We start from the raw sequence: 17258 nt of genomic DNA on the forward strand, positions 1-17258 counted from the left end.
GCGCCACGGATCTGGCGGCCCTCATTCCGTGCGGGCACCAGATCTGATCAAGAAACCAATCACCTTTACCGTGCGGTTGAGCTGCCGGCCTGGCTCAGGCCTTTGGCATTGTGATCTCCCGGCGTAGTGGCCGAGATCGCCGTGGCTTTCGACAAGCCCCGCGTTGTTTTGGAATGAGCGACACTCGACGTTGCGACCCCGTGGCCACGATCGGTCTTGTGGGCTCGCCCAATATGATTGCCATTCACGCCATGATCACGAACAGCCTTGCCGTCATGATCGGTTTCCTGGCCTTCGGCGAGGCCATTGCTCTTGGAGCTGGCCGAGTGACCGGTACCGGCGTGACCACTCCCCTCTCCACTATGCCCGCCAGCACCACCATTACCACCGTTGCCACCTCCCTCTTTGGCATAGGCAGAAGCCATGACAGAGAGTTCAGCCGGCAATAAAGGCGCGGCGGCAAACATCATGGCGCATGACATGATGGCAACTAGGCTTTTCTTTTTAAAACGCATGATGGCTTCCGTAAAAGTGAGTATTTGCGTTATCTCCGACACACTTTGTTACGTGTTGTTCAAAGACAGACGACCAACGGAAGCCTCCAGGCCTGCTTATAAAGTGAATGCGAAATGCTCACTTTGACTCCCTGCCGGATAGTCCGGTAAGGCAAGCCAATATCACACGGGATCGGTGCAAGATCTCACTCGTTCAAAGCACCACTCAGCACTTCGTAAATGATCCCGCTCGCGATAGACACCAGAATCAAGTCGGGCCCCGCCTGCTGCCACTCATATCCGTCGTAGCGAGGAAGTTGCCCTAGAAGTCGACCATCCAGTTTTTTCGCGATGCCTGGCGGAAGAGGTTTTCCACGGGCCAGTTTTTTCTGGATACCCGGCGGCAACGCCGGCCCGGGCCGCCAGTAATCGCGGTGCCCGCCAATGACGCCGAGGACGCGTCCTCGATCGATACTGGGTCCGCGCCCCCAATCACCGCCACCTGATTTTTTTCCTTTGCCGTGGCCGCCTTGACTGTCCTGGTCCTGGACGTCCTCCGAGAAGCCCTTGCCGTTTCCCTGCCCCTTCCCGTTACCTGGATCGGCCAAAGCGGTAGCAGAGCCTGCTACCAAAGCGAAACACGTCAGCAACGCAATAAACGAGTGAGATTTGAACATGGTCACCTTCCCAAACAGGGCATCTGCCCACTGCAATGTAGACGGTATTGAGCAAGCTTCCTGCAGGTGCGCCCGCTCGGCCTGCAACAAATCACGCTCGTGGGTCAGTGGTAGCTCTAATGAGTGCATTTTTTTTGCTAGCTTGCGATGAAATAGGAAGCTAATCTTCACTGACGTTACTATTTTGGCCACCGAAGGAGAAGCAAAATGGGTCAAGCATCACAACGTAAGGCTGAAGACCCCAATTACGGAAAATTTTCAAACAAGTTACGTGGCTTAATTATTTCTAGCCCAATGACGATTCAAGGCAATATGATCCATACCAGCGGCACTGGACTAGACCCCCAAGACTTAAGAGCTTCACTATTATTTTGGGACCGTCTCGCCTGGCCAAAAAATAATGCAATACACATCAGTAATGGCCCAGATGAAGACTTTCTCGTAACCGCTGGAGTATTGAACACTCCGATATTCGCAGCAGCTTTCCAAGGCCCGGTCGGGCCTGGTCTTTTGGATATTCAAAGAAAATTTGTTGATCATTTTGAGAGACTTGAACCGGGTGTTTGGAGTTTGGGGCGGGAGAAAACTCCATCCAAGTAGAAGATCAACCCTCTGAATCGGCTATTGCTATGGAGCTATTTAAAGCTCTTCCCGTCCCAGCGGCTGACGTTCCTCTGGCAGAAATATTAGCATTTAAGCAGAAAAGACGGCCAGAACTGTTGATGTTCAGAGCGTACATCGAGGCAATGGCCAAAGAAATTAGTGAAAGCTCGGATAGCCAAGCTGAGCTGAAAAAGAAGCTTCAGGATCTGGATCAGGCGTGTGCAAATCTCATCAAGGTTACACGTGAATGGCAATTTCCGGTACACTTAGCCAACGCCAAATTCTCATTAAATATCAGCCTACCTAAATCCGTAGAGGCTGCGGTAGCTGGATGGAAAACGGCAGGAGAATTGAACCTTGGAATAACTGCGCAGACTGTAGCCGCAACAGTAATGGGAGTAACCAGCAACTTCAAAATCACTGCTGATCCAGGCTTAAGACCGTTAAAACGAGCAAAATCTCCTTACAAATATTTATATTTTGCGCAAAAAGAAATTCTGTAATCGCAGAAGGTAAATACAACAAGCGGGATAACGAGCCAGCGCCCACTCCCCCACGCGTGTCCCGCTTGCTGAGGCCCTGCCTCTGGGCTTTTCGACCGGGACACAATGTGCATGAGGGGCACTTAAAAATAGCTTTAGGGCTTAGCTGGGGCGAACGCCTGAATCGAATCACTTCGTCCCCCAGCCACTCATTCCCCTGCCCCATACGCGCCTGGACCGGCTCCAGCTCATTCATTGCCCAAACATTGGCCGCCTCCCTGACCGAGCCAAATCCGCCCGCGCTCTGCGGTACCACAGCACAATTACCAATAGCCCCTCAGCCCCTCCAGCAGGCTTGGGCGGAGCCTTTGTTTGCATCTCCACCCGATTTTGTGGGCTTTGGGGGGCAGATCTATTTTCACATCAGGGACTTCCAGTCCTGGGATATCCAACCGAAAGCGCTCATCGCCTCGTGGCACAGGCTACTGATATTCGCTATTTGCATGATCAAAGTCGCCTAACAAGATGCGCTTCCACTTCGCACTACGCCCCTTGCCCGTTGATTCGATCAGTCCCTCCGACTTCATTGCCCACAACACCAGCCGCACCATGTCACGACTAACGCCAGGGCATCCTTCCTCAATCTCTGAAATCGAAAACGGCAGACTACGCGCCAGCACCTCCGCACGCACCTGATCCCCCTTGGTGCGACCTCTCTCGATGGTCCCGACACGCTCCTCGAACTCCCGGAACGCCCGCAACAAAGCGCCCAAGAAGTAGTCAAGCCAGAGTTTGACGTCGTGCTGCCCTTGATGCCAACCCTGCGAGCTGGCTTCCAGTGTTTCGTAATAACCCTCCTTGGTTTCCTCAAAAATGCGCTCCAGGCTGATGTAACGACCCACGGCATAATCGAAGTGGTAAAGCAGTAACAGCGTCAATAACCGGGACATACGACCGTTGCCGTCCGGGAATGGGTGGATGCACAGGAAGTCGAGCATCACCAGCGGCACCAATACCAAAGGATCAGCCAGGTGTTGGTCCACTGCGGTGGCGTAGTTCTGGGTCAAGTCAGCTATCGCCATCGGCGTCAGATGCGCAGCGACCGGTCGAAAACGCAGACGCGATGAGCCGTCTGGGTGGCGCTCGATAATGTCGTTGTTGGTCGCCTTCCAGCGCCCCCCCTCCTGCGGCAGGTAACGGTAAAGGATGGTGTGCAATTGCAGTACCAGACCTTCAATAAAGGGCATGTCTGGAGCAGACTCGTGAATCAACGACAAGCCATCGCGGTAGCCGGCAATCTCCTGTTCAGAGTGATTCTCTGGCGCGGCATTGCGAATGACCAAGGAATTCAACCGTGAGGGAGCTACGACGACGCCTTCCAAACGGTTCGAAGACTCTGTGGACTCGACCACCGCAATCTGACGCAGCCCCTTGAGAACTTCAGGAGACTACGCCACGTAGAGCTTTTGCTTGCCCTGATACTCACCCAACAAGCGTAGTGTGGCGACCTGCCTGCCATCGAAACGAAGCGCGGCGAGGTACTCGGGAGTAATTGAGTGCATAAAAATGTAAACCCTCCTTTCCGAAATGAGGCAATCACAAATCAAAACAGGGTAATACCCTTATAAAATACCCCATTTAAATGCTCCATTACCCCATTTACGACTGGTCTGAGAGCTTGAAAAGGCAAATGACAAAGGGAATGGGACACAAGGGACAACAAAACAGGCTTACCAAAGATCAAGGCCGTACCACTGCCTCCTTTGGCAATGGTAAGGCTCAGAGCAAGCGGATAATCACAACGATCAGTTCGGCCACTGAGTTGGAGCACACTCAACCGACGGCATCAGCACCGGCATATCCCGCCATCTGATCCAAGGCTCGCTCTGCCAGTGCAACAGGCTCACCGAATGTCCAGCCCACTGCAGGGAACTGAGGCTGGGGCCGTGGTTTGCCACGGTGGACGACATATTGCGCAATGCGGGTATGACTTCGAGGCTAAGCCACTGCCGCAGGTGCTGGTTTTCCGGGATATGGTGATGAATCAGCAGCGCATACATACCGGACTCGCTGACCATCAGGGTGTTCTGGATTTTGCCGTGGTAGTTCATCCAGAGATACCGCTGCTGATCAGCATCAAGCTTACGGGTCAGACGTTCATCCAGCGCACGGCCCATCATGCGGCCGAGGTCGGTTACGCTGAACCAGGCTTGTGACTCCAGCATCAGGCCATGGATAAAACGGTTGTGACGGGGAAACCGGATAGGTTCGAAATGTTCGATCATGATGAGTTCTCCAACTAGCGTTAAAACCGCCGTCTGACGCCAATCAGGGTGGGCGGAACCGTATGGGTTGGCGTACCGGCTAGTTGGACCCCGGCGCATCCGAAGATGCCCACATACGGCCCGCCCATAACAGACAGCCACACGCAGGACACGAAAAGCCGCTATGGCGGCTTTTGTGTCTTCCGAACCAGCCAGGACGCCAATCCTGTATCGCTGAGATTCAGCGACACTTGGACCTTAATGCCTGGTGGACGGTTGGATATATAGGATATGGGAGCACATATCGTACGAAAAGTCCTGGATTGCGCTCTGATTGCGCGCCAACAGCCCCCCTCTGAAGTGAGTGCCTATCGAGCGGGCGGAGACGCAGGGATGGCCGATAATGAATTATCCGGCCTCGGGCCAAGGCCTGGATCGGGGTATCGATCGACACCCTCCAGAAACGACAAAGCCCCGGAATCCAGGGCTCTGAGGTATCGCTATATGGCGGAGGCGCAGAGATTCGAACTCTGGGACCTGTTACAGTCGGCAGTTTTCAAGACTGCTGCCTTAAACCACTCGGCCACACCTCCTATGTACTGCGGGCGCCATAATACCGGAATGAAACACACTGTCAAACTCTCGTGATAGCTTGTTACAGAGCCTCTGGTATGATCTTTGAGACTGAACATTTCAAACCCGAAGGAGTGTCGCCATGCGCGAACAGGATTACGCCGTTAACAGCGTGCAGGCTGAGCAGCTAGAAGTTAGCCGCGTCCTGCGCAACACCTACAGCCTTCTGGCCCTCACCCTCGCCTTCAGTGGCCTGACGGCCTATATCTCCCAGCAGATGCACGTCGGCTACCCGAACGTATTCGTGGTGCTGATCGGTTTCTACGGGCTGTTCTTCCTCACCAACAAACTCCGTGACTCGGCCTGGGGCCTGGTCTCCACCTTCGCCCTGACCGGCTTCATGGGCTACCTGCTCGGCCCGATCCTCAACCGCTACCTGGGTATGCAGGGCGGCTCCGAAGTGGTCAGTTCGGCCTTCGCCATGACCGCGCTGGTCTTCGGCGGCCTGTCGGCCTACGTGCTGATCACCCGCAAGGACATGAGCTTCCTCAGCGGTTTCATCACCGTCGGCGTTTTCGTCCTGCTGGGTGCGATGCTGGCCAGCATCTTCTTCCACATCAGTGGCCTGCAGTTGGCGATCAGCGCCGGTTTCGTGCTGATCTCCTCGGCCATAATCCTGTTCCAGACCAGCGCCATCATCCAGGGCGGGGAACGTAACTACATCATGGCGACCATCAACCTGTATGTGTCGATCTACAACCTGTTTATCAGCCTGTTGCAGATCTTCGGCATCATGGGCCGCGATGATTGATCGCAGCTGTTAAGCAAAAAGCCCGCTTCGGCGGGCTTTTTCTTGCCCGCGATTTAGCTTCTTGGGGGTTCTGGCTTTATCATGACGGCAGGTTTGCTGACAGAGTCCCCCATGAAGTTTGCCATTGCGCTGTTTTCCGCGCCCCACGCGCCCTCCTCCCGCCGCGCCCTGCTGTTCGCCCAGGCCGTACTCGCCGGTGGGCATGAGATTGTGCGGCTGTTCTTTTATCAGGACGGCGTGCACAGCGCGTCGAGCAGTGTGGTCACGCCCCAGGACGAGCAGGACCTGCCCCGGCAATGGGCGGATTTCGTCAACGAACACCAACTTGACGGCGTGGTCTGCATCGCCGCGGCCTTGCGCCGTGGCGTGCTGAACGACGAAGAAGCCCAGCGCTATCAACGCTCGGCGGTCAATCTGAGCGCGCCCTGGGCCTTGTCCGGCCTGGGCCAGTTGCACGATGCGGTGCAAACCGCCGACCGCTTGATCTGCTTTGGAGGGCCTTGAAATGCCCAAGTCCCTGTTGATTATCAGCCGCCAGGCGCCCTGGTCCGGCCCGGCCGCCCGTGAAGCACTGGATATCGTGCTGGCCGGCGGTGCGTTCGATCTGCCCATCGGCCTGCTGTTCATGGACGACGGTGTCTTCCAGTTGATGCCCGGGCAGAACGCCAAGGCCCTGCAACAGAAAGACCTGACCGCCAACCTCCAGGCCCTGTCGCTGTTCGGCATCGACGAGCTGTACGCCTGCGCCGACAGCCTGGCCGACCGCGGGATTTTTCCGACCCAGGTCGCCGGCGAAGACCTTGAGGTGCTCACCGCTGAACAGCTCAGTGCACTTGTTAACCGTTATGACCAGGTGATCACCCTCTGATGTCGACCTTGCATGTGTTGTCCCACTCCCCTTTTACCGACAGTCGCCTGGGCAGTTGCCTGCGCCTGCTGGGCAGCGAGGATGCGCTGCTGCTCTGTGGCGACGCGGTGCATGCCGTGCAACCGCGCAGCCTGCCGCTTGAAGCGCTGGAAGAACGCGCTGATGACCTGCGCCTGTTCCTCCTTGACGAAGACTTGCAAGCCCGCGGCCTGGAGTGCCCGACCTGGGCCACCAGCGTCGACTACCCGGCATTTGTCGAACTGTCGATCCGTTACGACAAGGTCAATACCTGGCTATGAACACGTTGACGGTAAACGGACAGGCCATCGCCCTGGACAAGGACGGCTACCTGGTCGAACTGGGCGACTGGTCGCCGGAAGTCGCGGCCGCCCTGGCCACCCGCGAAGAAATCGAACTGAGCCCCGAGCACTGGGAAATCCTTGAATTGCTGCGCGGCTTCTACCGCGAGTTCGAGCTCTCCCCCGCGACCCGTCCGCTGATCAAGTACACCGCCTTGAAGCTGGGCGCCGAGAAAGGCAACAGCCTGCACCTCAACCGTTTGTTCAAAGGCACCCCCGCCAAACTCGCCGCCAAGCTGGCGGGCCTGCCCAAACCGACGAACTGCTTATGACCGAGTACACGCCGTTGATTATCGAAACGCCCGCCGAGCACCCGTTTGCCCAGTTTGTCCGCATCCTCGGCAAGGGCAAGCGTGGCGCCCGCAACCTGACCCGCGAAGAAGCCCGCGAGGCCATGGGCATGCTGCTGGACGGCAAGGTCGAGGACACCCAGCTCGGTGCCTTCCTGATGCTGTTACGCCACAAGGAAGAAAGCCCGGAGGAACTGGCCGGTTTCACTGAAGCCCTGCGCGAGCGTTTGCAAACGCCCAAGCTGGCGATCGACCTGGACTGGCCAAGCTACGCCGGCAAGAAGCGTCACCTGCCCTGGTACCTGCTGGCCGCCAAGTGCCTGGCACAGAACGGCATCAAGATATTCATGCACGGCGGCGGGGCCCATACTGCGGGCCGTCTCTACACCGAACAATTGCTCGAGACGCTGCAGATTCCATTGTGCCGCGACTGGCCGGCCGTCGAGCAGGCGATCGGCCAGGGCAATATCGCCTTTATGCCCCTGGGCGACTGGGCCGCGCCTTTGCAGCGGATGATCGACCTGCGCAACATCCTCGGCCTGCGTTCGCCGATCCATTCCCTGGCGCGATTGCTCAACCCGCTGGGCGCGCGCTGTGGCCTGCAAAGCATCTTCCATCCCGGCTACCAGGCAGTGCACCGCGACGCCAGCGGCTTGCTGGGCGACACGGTGATCGTGATCAAGGGCGACGGCGGCGAAATCGAGGTCAACCCGGACAGCAGCAGCCATCTCTACGGCACCACCGGCGGAGAAAGCTGGGACGAGGAATGGCCGGCGCTGTCCGAGCAACGCCATGTGAAACCGGCGACCCTGGAACCCGAACACCTCAAGGCGCTCTGGCGCGGCGACGTCGAGGACAGCTACCCGCAACTGGCCCTGATCTCGACCATGGCCCTGGCCCTGCGCGGCCTCGGCACGCCCCGCGAAGAGGCCTTCGAACAGGCCCGGCGCTACTGGGATGCACGGGATAGATCGATCTGATCGATGATTAACCCCCAGGGTTTGCGCTATTTTTTCGAACAAAGGCCTTTAGACTGGACTCCATTGCACACTTGCCGAGGAGTTTCCGATGGGCCTTTTGATCGACGGCCGCTGGCATGACCAGTGGTACGAAAGCAGCAAAGACGGCGCCTTCCAGCGCGAACAGGCGCAACGCCGCAACTGGCTGACCGCCGACGGCAGGCCCGGTCCCAGCGGCGAAGGCGGGTTCAAGGCCGAAGCCGGGCGTTATCACCTTTATGTGTCCCTGGCCTGTCCCTGGGCCCACCGCACCCTGATCCTGCGCAAGCTCAAGGGCCTGGAAAGCCTGATCGATGTGTCCGTGGTCAGCTGGTTGATGCTGGAAAACGGCTGGACCTTCGACAAGGCCTACGGCTCCAGCGGCGATGCGCTGGATAACCACACCTTCATGCACCAGCGCTACACCGCCGATACCGCCGACTACACCGGCCGCGTGACCGTGCCGGTGCTGTGGGACAAGCAATTGCAGCGCATTGTCAGCAATGAATCGTCGGAAATCATCCGGATGTTCAACAGCGCGTTCAATGGACTGACCGGCAATCAGCTGGATTTCTATCCCCAAGCCTTGCACCCGCAGATCGACAGCTGGAACGAACGCATCTATCCGGCGGTGAACAACGGTGTCTATCGCGCCGGGTTTGCCACGTCACAGGGAGCTTATGAAGCAGCCTTTGATGATGTGTTCGGTGAGTTGGAGCAGTTGGAACGGCATCTGGCGGAAAGCCGTTATCTGGCGGGGGAATACCTGACGGAAGCGGATGTACGGCTGTTCACCACGCTGATTCGTTTTGACGCGGTGTACTACGGACACTTCAAGTGCAATCTGCGGCGGATTGCCGATTATCCGAGCCTGTCGAACTGGCTGCGGGAGCTGTATCAATGGCCGGGCGTGGCCGAGACGGTGGATTTTGCCCATATCAAGGGGCATTACTACGCCAGTCACCGGACCATCAATCCGACCGGGATTGTGCCCAAGGGACCGGAGCAGGATTTCATGGAAAGCCATGATCGGGAAAAACTGGCTGGACGTGGTGTCTGGCGCGACCTCTAACACACCGCAAAACTGTAGGAGCGTGGCTTGTCGGGACGCCGCACCGCCGCGAAGCCTTTAGCGATCTCAAGGACCTCTTCGCGGGCAAGCCATGCTCCTACAGGTTGATGTCGCGCACAAAATTGTGCTCGACACCGCACTTTAGATATCGTCAGGCCCAGATCCCACAGTAGGGATTTGCATCAAACCTGGGATTGCGCGCCTTCGAACCAGGCCAGTTTCTCGCGCAACTGCACCACTTCCCCGACAATCACCAGCGTCGGCGCATGCACTTCATGCTCCGCCACCAACTGCGGCAGATTCGCCAAGGTCCCGGTAAACACCCGCTGATTCGATGTAGTGCCCTGCTGGATCAACGCCGCCGGGGTCTGCGCCGAACGACCATGGGCAATCAACTGCTCACAGATCACCGGCAACCCGACCAACCCCATGTAGAACACCAACGTCTGCGCCGGTGCCACCAGATCCGCCCAGGGCAGGTCCGTGGAGCCATCCTTCAAGTGCCCGGTGACAAACCGCACCGACTGCGCGTAATCGCGATGGGTCAGCGGAATCCCGGCATAAGCCGAACAGCCGCTGGCCGCCGTGATCCCCGGCACCACCTGGAACGGAATACCCTGGGCCGCCAGCTCTTCGATCTCTTCGCCGCCACGGCCGAAGATAAACGGATCACCGCCCTTCAATCGCAGCACACGCTTGCCCTGCTTCGCCAGATCCACCAACTGCTGGTTGATCTGATCCTGGGGCACGGCATGATCGGCGCGACGCTTGCCGACATAGATCCGATCCGCATCGCGGCGGCACAGTTCCAGAATCGCCGGCGCCACCAGGCGGTCATACAGCACCACATCCGCCTGTTGCATCAGACGCAGGGCACGGAAGGTCAGCAGGTCCGGATCACCCGGCCCCGCGCCCACCAGATACACCTCACCCGGCGCATTCGGCGGCGCACCGCTGATCTTCTCCAGCAGCAAGCGCTCGGCTTCAGCGCCTTGCCCGGCCAGTTGCCGGTCGGCAATCGGGCCCTGGAACACTTCTTCCCAGAACGCCCGGCGCTGCTGCACAGCCGGAAACAGGCCTTTGACCTGGCTGCGGAAACGCGCCGCCAAACCGGCCAACTGGCCGTAGGTCGAAGGAATCCAGGTTTCCAGCTTGGCCCGGATCAAACGCGCCAGCACCGGCGCATCGCCACCGCTGGACACCGCGATAATCAACGGCGAACGGTCGACAATCGCCGGGAAGATCACGCTGCACAAGGCCGGCGCATCCACCACATTGACCGGCACGCAGCGCCGATGGGCATCCGCCGAGACCTGGGCATTGAGCGGCTCGTCGTCGGTGGCGGCTATGATCAGCCCGCAACCGTCGAGGTCGGACTCAAGGTAACCGCGCAACAGCAACTCGCCGCCGCTGCCACTGACCAGCTCGCCCAGCTGACCCTCGACCTCGGGCGCGACAACCCGCAGCACCGCACCGGCATCGGCCAGCAGGCGGGATTTGCGCAAGGCAATCTCCCCCCCGCCGACCACCAGCACAAGGCGGCCACGCAGGTTGTGGAACAGCGGCAGAAATTCCATTTAGCCGATGACCTCGATGCCGCCCATGTAGGGCTTGAGCACTTCCGGCACACGGATCGAACCGTCGGCCTGCTGGTAGTTTTCCAGCACCGCCACCAGCGTACGGCCCACGGCCAGGCCGGAACCGTTCAGGGTGTGGACCAGCTCGGGCTTGCCGGTTTCCGGGTTACGGAAACGCGCCTGCATGCGACGGGCCTGGAAGTCGCCGCAGTTGGAGCACGACGAGATTTCACGGTATTTGTCCTGGCTCGGCACCCAGACTTCCAGGTCGTAGGTCTTCACGGCGCTGAACCCCATGTCGCCGGTGCACAGCGCCAGAACGCGGTACGGCAGCTCCAGCAATTGCAGGACCTTCTCGGCGTTGGCGGTCAGGCCTTCCAGGGCTTGCATGGAGGTCGACGGCTCGACGATCTGGACCATCTCGACCTTGTCGAACTGGTGCTGGCGGATCATGCCGCGGGTGTCACGACCCGACGCACCGGCTTCACTGCGGAAGCACGGGGTGTGGGCGACGAACTTCAGCGGCAGCAGTTTCGGATCGACGATTTCGCCGGAAACGATATTGGTCAACGACACTTCGGCGGTCGGGATCAGGTACAGGTCGGCTTCGCCTTCGCGGCTGATCTTGAACAGGTCTTCCTCGAACTTCGGCAGCTGGCCGGTACCCTGCAAGGCCGGCGCCTGGACCAGATAAGGCGTGTAGGCCTCTTCGTAGCCGTGTTCGGTGATGTGCAGGTTGATCATGAATTGCGCCAGGGCGCGGTGCAGGCGGGCAATCGGGCCCCGCAGCAAGGCGAAACGGGCACCGGACAGCTTGGCGGCGGTTTCGAAATCCAGCCAGCCGAACTTCTCGCCCAGGGCAACGTGGTCCTGGATCGGGAAGTCGAAAGCGGTCGGCGTGCCCCAACGGCGCACTTCGACGTTGCCTTCTTCGTCCGCACCGACCGGCACGGACTCGTGAGGCAGGTTCGGCAGGCTCAGCAGGATCGCATCCAGATCCGCCTGGATCGCATCCAGCGCAACCTTGCCTTCACTCAGCTCGGAGCCCATGGTTTCAACACTGGCCATCAACGGCGCGATGTCTTCGCCGCGCTGCTTGGCCTGACCGATACTCTTGGAAACCGCATTGCGCTCGGCCTGCAATTGTTCGGTGCGGGTCTGCACCACCTTGCGCTGGTTTTCCAGCGCTTCGATGCGGGCGACATCGAGGCTGAAGCCACGGGAGGCCAGGCGATCCGCTACGTCCTGAAGGTTGCTACGTAACAGTTTGGAATCGAGCATGTCGGTTTCTCGTTATCAGAGTTTGGTCAAGGACAGGCCGGCCCAGGTCGCAAGCAGCCCGCCGAATACGCTGAGGGCCGCATAGCCCAGGGCAATCAGTACCTGCCCGCTTTCCAGCAGGCGCACCGTATCCAGTGAAAAGGATGAAAATGTGGTCAGGCCGCCGACAAATCCCACGATCAAGCCGGCGCGGATCTCAATCGGCACCTCGGGACGCAGCAAAAACAGACCGTAGAGCACGCCAATCACCAGGCAGCCCACGATATTAACGGCCAATGTCGCGGTATAGAAGTGCCGCGGCCAATTGGCGTTGATCAGGTTGCCGGTGGCGAAGCGCACCAGGGTGCCGATAATCCCGGCGAAGGAGACGGCAAGGACGGTGCGGATCAAGGCTTTCTCCGTTGTTTCGGGCTGTTGCGGTCAAGGGCCGCGAGGTGGTTGAGCTTTTCGCCGATCTTCAATTCCAGCCCCCGTGGCACCGGCCGGTAGAAGGGCTGGGGCTCCAGTTCCTCGGGGAAATAGTCCTCGCCCGCCGCATAGGCATCGGGTTCGTCATGGGCGTAGCGGTATTCATCACCGTAGCCCAGCTGTTTCATCAGCTTGGTCGGCGCATTGCGCAGGTGCAGCGGCACTTCCAGCGAGCCATGCTCGGCGGCGCTGCGCATGGCGGCCTTGAAACCCATATAGACGGCGTTGCTTTTCGGCGCGCAAGCCAGGTAGGTAATGGCCTGGGCCACCGCCAATTCGCCTTCGGGGCTGCCTAGTCGCTCCTGCACATCCCAGGCCGCCAGGCACAGGCTCAGGGCCCGTGGATCGGCGTTGCCGATATCCTCGCTGGCCATGCGCACCACCCGGCGGGCCAGGTACAGCGGGTCGCAGCCGCCGTCGAGCATGCGCGCGAACCAGTACAGGGCGCCATCGGGATTGGAGCCGCGCACCGACTTGTGCAAGGCGGAAATCTGGTCGTAGAAGGCCTCGCCGCCCTTGTCGAAACGCCGGCGGGTATCCCCCAGCAGGCTTTGCAGCAGCTCGACGCCGATTTCCTCGCCGTCTTCAGCCAGGTCCGAGGCGTTTTCCAGCAGGTTGAGCAACCGCCGACCATCGCCGTCGGCCGCCGACAGCAGCATCTTGAAGCCTTCCTCGCCCAGGCTCAGCTGGCGCTTGCCGAGGCCGCGCTCTTCGCTCAAGGCGCGCTGCACCAGCTTGTTCAGGGCCGCTTCGTCGAGGCTTTTCAGCACATAGACCCGCGCCCGGGAGAGCAAGGCGTTGTTCAGTTCAAACGAGGGGTTTTCGGTGGTGGCGCCGATAAAGATCAGGGTGCCGTCTTCCACATAGGGCAGGAAAGCGTCCTGCTGGGACTTGTTGAAGCGGTGCACTTCGTCGACGAACAGGATGGTGCGCTTGCCGTACTGCCCGGCCTGCTGCTTGGCGATTTCCACCGCCTGGCGGATCTCCTTGACCCCGGCCAGCACCGCCGAAACGGTTTCGAAGTGGGCGTCCGAGACTTCCGCCAGCAGCCGCGCCAGGGTGGTCTTGCCCACCCCCGGCGGGCCCCAGAAGATCATCGAATGCAGCGCGCCCTGCTCCAGGGCTTCGCGCAACGGCTTGCCACGAGCCAGCAGGTGCTCCTGGCCGACGTACTCATCCAGGTTGGTCGCGCGTAAACGGGCGGCCAGGGGCTGGGCAATCGGGGCACGGCTGAACAGGTCCATGGCGGGCGTCTGAAACCTCTTATTCCTGGATCACGTCCGCACCCTTGGGGATGACGAACTTGAACTTGGCGGCGTCGATGGGTTCATTGGCCTTGACCCCGGTGAACAGCAGGTTGGTGCGCTGGCCGACGCTGTCGACCAGTTGCATGTCATTGATCAGGCCGTTGCGGAACGACAGGCGCAGGCTGTCGAACAGGGTGTCCTTGGTTTTCGGCTTGAGGACGAAGTCGATCACGCCGCCGGCTTCCTTGGCACTGATATCGAAGCTTTCGCTGATCTTGGAGACATCACCGGAGAGCAGCAGGGCCGGGGTCTGGGTCAGGCGCAGGTCGAGCTTCTTGATGGTGACCTGTTCCAGGTCCGGGTCCCAGAGGGTGACCTTCTGGCCGTCGGAGATCATGGTCTGCTCCTGCGGCGCATCGGTGTGCCAGTAGAACAGGCCCGGGCGCTGGAGGGTCATCTCGCCGGCGGTTTCCTGCAACTGGGTACCGCCGCCGTCCAGGGTCAACTGCGAGAAACGCGCGGTCAGGGTCTGGGACTTTTCGAGCAATTGGGTCAAACGCGCCACGTCCTTCGGATCGGCGTGGGCCGACAGCGTGGTCAAGGCCAGAACCGGCAGCAACAGCATGCGGATAAAACGCATGGGAATCCTCATTGAACTCGTTGAAAGGGCGTGCCGCGTGACTCCACGCGGCACGGATCAGTCGCGCGACGGCCCGGGGGCGAGTACTTCACGCGAGCCGTTGGTGTTCATGGCGGTCACGACCCCGGCCATTTCCATGGACTCGATCATGCGGGCGGCGCGGTTGTAGCCGATCTTCAGCTTGCGCTGGACCGCGGAAATCGAGGCCCGGCGGCTTTCCAGCACGAACTGTACGGCTTCGTCGTAGAGCGCGTCGGTTTCCGCGTCGTCGCCGTCACCACCACCGCTGCCGCCGTCGAAGCCGCTGCCGGCCTCTTCGACGCCATTGAGGATGTCGTCGTTGTATTCCGGTGCGCCGCGCAGTTTCCAGGCTTCCACCACCCGGTGGACCTCATCGTCGGACACGAAGGCGCCATGCACACGGATCGGCAGGCTGGTGCCCGGCGGCATGTAGAGCATGTCACCGTGACCGAGCAATTGCTCGGCGCCACCCTGGTCGATGATGGTCCGCGAGTCGATCTTGCTCGACACCTGGAACGCCATGCGCGTCGGGATGTTGGCCTTGATCAGGCCGGTGATCACGTCCACCGACGGCCGCTGGGTCGCGAGGATCAGGTGGATACCGGCGGCCCGGGCTTTCTGGGCGATACGGGCGATCAGTTCTTCGACCTTCTTGCCGACGATCATCATCATGTCGGCGAATTCGTCGACCACCACGACAATGGTCGGCAGCTTGGTCAGCAGCGGCGCTTCGTCGTGGATGCTTTCGCGGTTGTACAGCGGGTCGCTCAGCGGCGTGCCGGCGTCCTGGGCTTCCTTGACCTTGTGGTTGAAGCCCGACAGGTTACGCACGCCCATCTTGGCCATCAGCTTGTAGCGCCGCTCCATCTCGGCGACGCTCCAGCGCAAGGCGTTGGCGGCGTCCTTCATGTCGGTGACCACTGGGCAAAGCAGGTGTGGAATGCCTTCGTAGATCGACAACTCGAGCATTTTCGGGTCGATCATGATCAGCTTGGCGTCTTCCGGGCCGGACTTGAACAGGATCGACAGAATCATCGCGTTCACACCCACCGACTTACCGGAACCGGTGGTACCGGCCACCAGCAGATGCGGCATCTTCGCCAGGTCGGTGATGACCGGCTTGCCGCCGATATCGTGGCCCAGGGCCAGGGTGACCGGGGATTTCGCGTCGTCGTATTCCGGGGTCGAGAGCACTTCGGAGAAACGCACGATCTGGCGGTCCTCGTTGGGGATCTCGATACCCACGGTGGTCTTGCCCGGGATGACTTCCACCACCCGCACGCTGGTAACCGCGAGCGAACGCGCCAGGTCCTTGGCCAGGTTGGAGATCCGGCTGACCTTGACCCCCGCCGCCGGCTGGATTTCGTAACGGGTAATCACCGGCCCCGGATGGATGGAATCCACCGAGACTTCGACGCCGAATTCCTTGAGCTTGATTTCCAGCAGATGGCCGACGGCCGCCAGGGATTCCGGCGAGTAGTTGAGCTGCTTCTTTTCCGCCGGGTCGAGGATCGAGATCGGCGGCAAGGTGCCTTCCACCGCGCTGTCGACAAACAACGGCGCCTGCTTCTCTTTCTCCACGCGCTTGCTCTGCTGCACCGGTTTGACCGGCGCCGGGGCAATCACCGGCGGGATCTGCTTCTCGCGCTCGGACATGTGCTTACTGAGGGCCTGCTCGCGTTCGATCAGGCGCTCCTTGACCTTGGCCTGCTCGCGTTTGTCGGGAACGCTCGGTGCCACCACTTCGTGAACGCGGTCATCGACCTCACGCAGTTGCGCCACCAGCTGCTTGCGTTCGACCCGGGACGACCACCAGCGATTCATCGCGCCCTGGAACAGTTCGAACAGGTCCAGGGTGATCTTGCCGGTGACGTCCATGACCTTGAACCAGGACAGGTCGGTGAACACCGTCAGGCCGAACAGGAACAAGGCGATGAACAGCAGCGTGCTGCCCTGGATATTCAGGGCGTTTTTCGCCAGGTTGCCGAGGCTTTCGCCCAGGGCACCGCCCGCCCCTGCCGGCAGGCCGAAGGGCTGGTGGAAATGGATATGGGCCAGCGCGGCACCGGACAGCACCAGGAACACCAGGCCGATCAGCCGCCAGGAAAACAGCCAGCCGCTCCATTGCCAGGGTTCGTGGCGCTGGCGGAAGATCTGGTAGGTCTTGATCGCCAGCAACAAGGGGAATACATAGGCGAAATAACCCAGCACCATGAACAGGATGTCGGCGCTGTAGGAACCGGCGGGACCGCCGAAGTTCTGCACGTTATCGATCTTGCTGTTGTGGCTCCAGCCGGGATCGTCCTTGCCATAGGTCAGCAAGGCCATCATCAGGAACAGGCACAACGCGCCGATAGCAATCAGCGCACCTTCCTTGAGGCGATAATGCAGCTGCTGCCGCCAGAGCGGAACGACTGCTTTAGAGGGTGTGGCGGTGGATTTCTTCAAAATGATTCACTGCTTCATTACATAACCGGCATTGTACGGATTTGTCCGCCCGATGCCACGCTGTCACCGCATGGGTGTAGCATAA

Annotated in this window: 18 protein-coding genes, 1 tRNA gene and 2 pseudogenes; 9 read left to right on the forward strand and 12 right to left on the reverse strand. The window is 59.9% G+C overall.

The annotated features are described in order from the left end of the window. Positions 1-65: 65 nt before the first annotated feature. On the reverse strand, positions 66-515 hold the full coding sequence (locus tag M5B42_RS22940) for a hypothetical protein (protein ID WP_248747120.1): 450 nt from the start codon (positions 513-515) through the stop codon (positions 66-68). A 185-nt stretch (positions 516-700) separates the two neighbouring features. Next, on the reverse strand, positions 701-1171 hold the full coding sequence (locus M5B42_RS22945; RefSeq protein ID WP_248747142.1) for an anti-virulence regulator CigR family protein: 471 nt from the start codon (positions 1169-1171) through the stop codon (positions 701-703). A gap of 207 nt (positions 1172-1378) precedes the next feature. Between M5B42_RS22945 and M5B42_RS22950 the strand changes: the two genes are divergently transcribed. Both M5B42_RS22950 and M5B42_RS22955 read left to right on the forward strand, forming a co-directional pair. After that, the gene (locus M5B42_RS22950) at positions 1379-1771 is read left to right on the forward strand and encodes a hypothetical protein (RefSeq protein WP_248747121.1); all 393 of its coding nucleotides are present in this window, start codon (positions 1379-1381) and stop codon (positions 1769-1771) included. Next, positions 1735-2277, forward strand: coding sequence for a DUF6236 family protein (locus M5B42_RS22955; protein ID WP_248747122.1), 543 nt, complete (start codon positions 1735-1737; stop codon positions 2275-2277). Before M5B42_RS22950 ends, M5B42_RS22955 begins: the two co-directional genes overlap by 37 nt. A 157-nt stretch (positions 2278-2434) precedes the next feature. Here M5B42_RS22955 and M5B42_RS22960 read toward each other — a convergent pair. The 4 genes and pseudogenes from M5B42_RS22960 to M5B42_RS22975 all read right to left on the reverse strand — a co-directional run. Beyond that, positions 2435-2572: pseudogene (locus M5B42_RS22960) on the reverse strand (Presumed portal vertex protein); the annotation flags it as partial. A gap of 166 nt (positions 2573-2738) precedes the next feature. Next, positions 2739-3818, reverse strand: a pseudogene (locus M5B42_RS22965) (Fic family protein). A 243-nt stretch (positions 3819-4061) separates the two neighbouring features. Beyond that, on the reverse strand, positions 4062-4541 hold the full coding sequence (locus tag M5B42_RS22970; protein WP_218226907.1) for a Bro-N domain-containing protein: 480 nt from the start codon (positions 4539-4541) through the stop codon (positions 4062-4064). A gap of 484 nt (positions 4542-5025) precedes the next feature. Continuing rightward, positions 5026-5113: transfer RNA gene (locus M5B42_RS22975), tRNA-Ser, on the reverse strand. Positions 5114-5235: 122 nt separating this feature from the next. Here M5B42_RS22975 and M5B42_RS22980 point away from each other — a divergent pair. The 7 genes from M5B42_RS22980 (at position 5236) to M5B42_RS23010 (ending at position 9491) form a co-directional block, all read left to right on the forward strand. Beyond that, positions 5236-5904 (forward strand): Bax inhibitor-1/YccA family protein, encoded by a 669-nt coding sequence (locus tag M5B42_RS22980; RefSeq protein WP_248747123.1) that lies wholly within the window; start codon positions 5236-5238, stop codon positions 5902-5904. A gap of 111 nt (positions 5905-6015) precedes the next feature. Next, positions 6016-6408 carry a sulfurtransferase complex subunit TusD gene (tusD, locus tag M5B42_RS22985; RefSeq protein WP_248747124.1) on the forward strand — a complete coding sequence of 131 codons (393 nt, stop codon included), beginning with the start codon at positions 6016-6018 and terminating at the stop codon, positions 6406-6408. A 1-nt stretch (position 6409) separates the two neighbouring features. After that, positions 6410-6772 carry a sulfurtransferase complex subunit TusC gene (tusC, locus tag M5B42_RS22990; protein ID WP_248747125.1) on the forward strand — a complete coding sequence of 121 codons (363 nt, stop codon included), beginning with the start codon at positions 6410-6412 and terminating at the stop codon, positions 6770-6772. Further along, the gene (gene tusB, locus M5B42_RS22995; protein ID WP_103498225.1) at positions 6772-7071 is read left to right on the forward strand and encodes a sulfurtransferase complex subunit TusB; all 300 of its coding nucleotides are present in this window, start codon (positions 6772-6774) and stop codon (positions 7069-7071) included. Before tusC ends, tusB begins: the two co-directional genes overlap by 1 nt. Further along, positions 7068-7403, forward strand: coding sequence for a TusE/DsrC/DsvC family sulfur relay protein (locus M5B42_RS23000; protein WP_248747126.1), 336 nt, complete (start codon positions 7068-7070; stop codon positions 7401-7403). Before tusB ends, M5B42_RS23000 begins: the two co-directional genes overlap by 4 nt. After that, a complete protein-coding gene (locus M5B42_RS23005) occupies positions 7400-8401 on the forward strand; it encodes a glycosyl transferase family protein (protein ID WP_248747127.1) in 1002 nt (333 codons plus the stop codon). The genes M5B42_RS23000 and M5B42_RS23005 overlap by 4 nt, the downstream gene beginning before the upstream one ends. A gap of 88 nt (positions 8402-8489) precedes the next feature. Further along, positions 8490-9491 (forward strand): glutathione S-transferase family protein, encoded by a 1002-nt coding sequence (locus tag M5B42_RS23010; protein WP_248747128.1) that lies wholly within the window; start codon positions 8490-8492, stop codon positions 9489-9491. A gap of 182 nt (positions 9492-9673) precedes the next feature. Here M5B42_RS23010 and cysG read toward each other — a convergent pair whose 3' ends face one another. The 6 genes from cysG to M5B42_RS23040 are packed head-to-tail and all read right to left on the reverse strand — an operon-like array spanning position 9674 to position 17173. Then, positions 9674-11068 carry a siroheme synthase CysG gene (gene cysG / locus M5B42_RS23015; protein WP_177104216.1) on the reverse strand — a complete coding sequence of 465 codons (1395 nt, stop codon included), beginning with the start codon at positions 11066-11068 and terminating at the stop codon, positions 9674-9676. Beyond that, positions 11069-12349 (reverse strand): serine--tRNA ligase, encoded by a 1281-nt coding sequence (serS, locus tag M5B42_RS23020; RefSeq protein ID WP_103498220.1) that lies wholly within the window; start codon positions 12347-12349, stop codon positions 11069-11071. Between the two features lie 15 nt (positions 12350-12364). After that, the gene (crcB, locus tag M5B42_RS23025; protein ID WP_100940095.1) at positions 12365-12739 is read right to left on the reverse strand and encodes a fluoride efflux transporter CrcB; all 375 of its coding nucleotides are present in this window, start codon (positions 12737-12739) and stop codon (positions 12365-12367) included. After that, positions 12736-14061: a replication-associated recombination protein A gene (locus M5B42_RS23030; RefSeq protein ID WP_248747129.1), complete on the reverse strand. Its 1326-nt coding sequence runs from the start codon at positions 14059-14061 to the stop codon at positions 12736-12738. The genes crcB and M5B42_RS23030 overlap by 4 nt, the downstream gene beginning before the upstream one ends. A 19-nt stretch (positions 14062-14080) precedes the next feature. Further along, a complete protein-coding gene (gene lolA, locus M5B42_RS23035) occupies positions 14081-14704 on the reverse strand; it encodes an outer membrane lipoprotein chaperone LolA (RefSeq protein ID WP_103498219.1) in 624 nt (207 codons plus the stop codon). 57 nt (positions 14705-14761) lie between these two features. Beyond that, on the reverse strand, positions 14762-17173 hold the full coding sequence (locus tag M5B42_RS23040) for a DNA translocase FtsK (RefSeq protein ID WP_248747130.1): 2412 nt from the start codon (positions 17171-17173) through the stop codon (positions 14762-14764). Positions 17174-17258 lie beyond the last annotated feature (85 nt).

The organism is Pseudomonas sp. MWU12-2037, from assembly GCF_023242345.1.
GTDB classification, from domain to species: Bacteria; Pseudomonadota; Gammaproteobacteria; order Pseudomonadales; family Pseudomonadaceae; genus Aquipseudomonas; species Aquipseudomonas gingeri_D.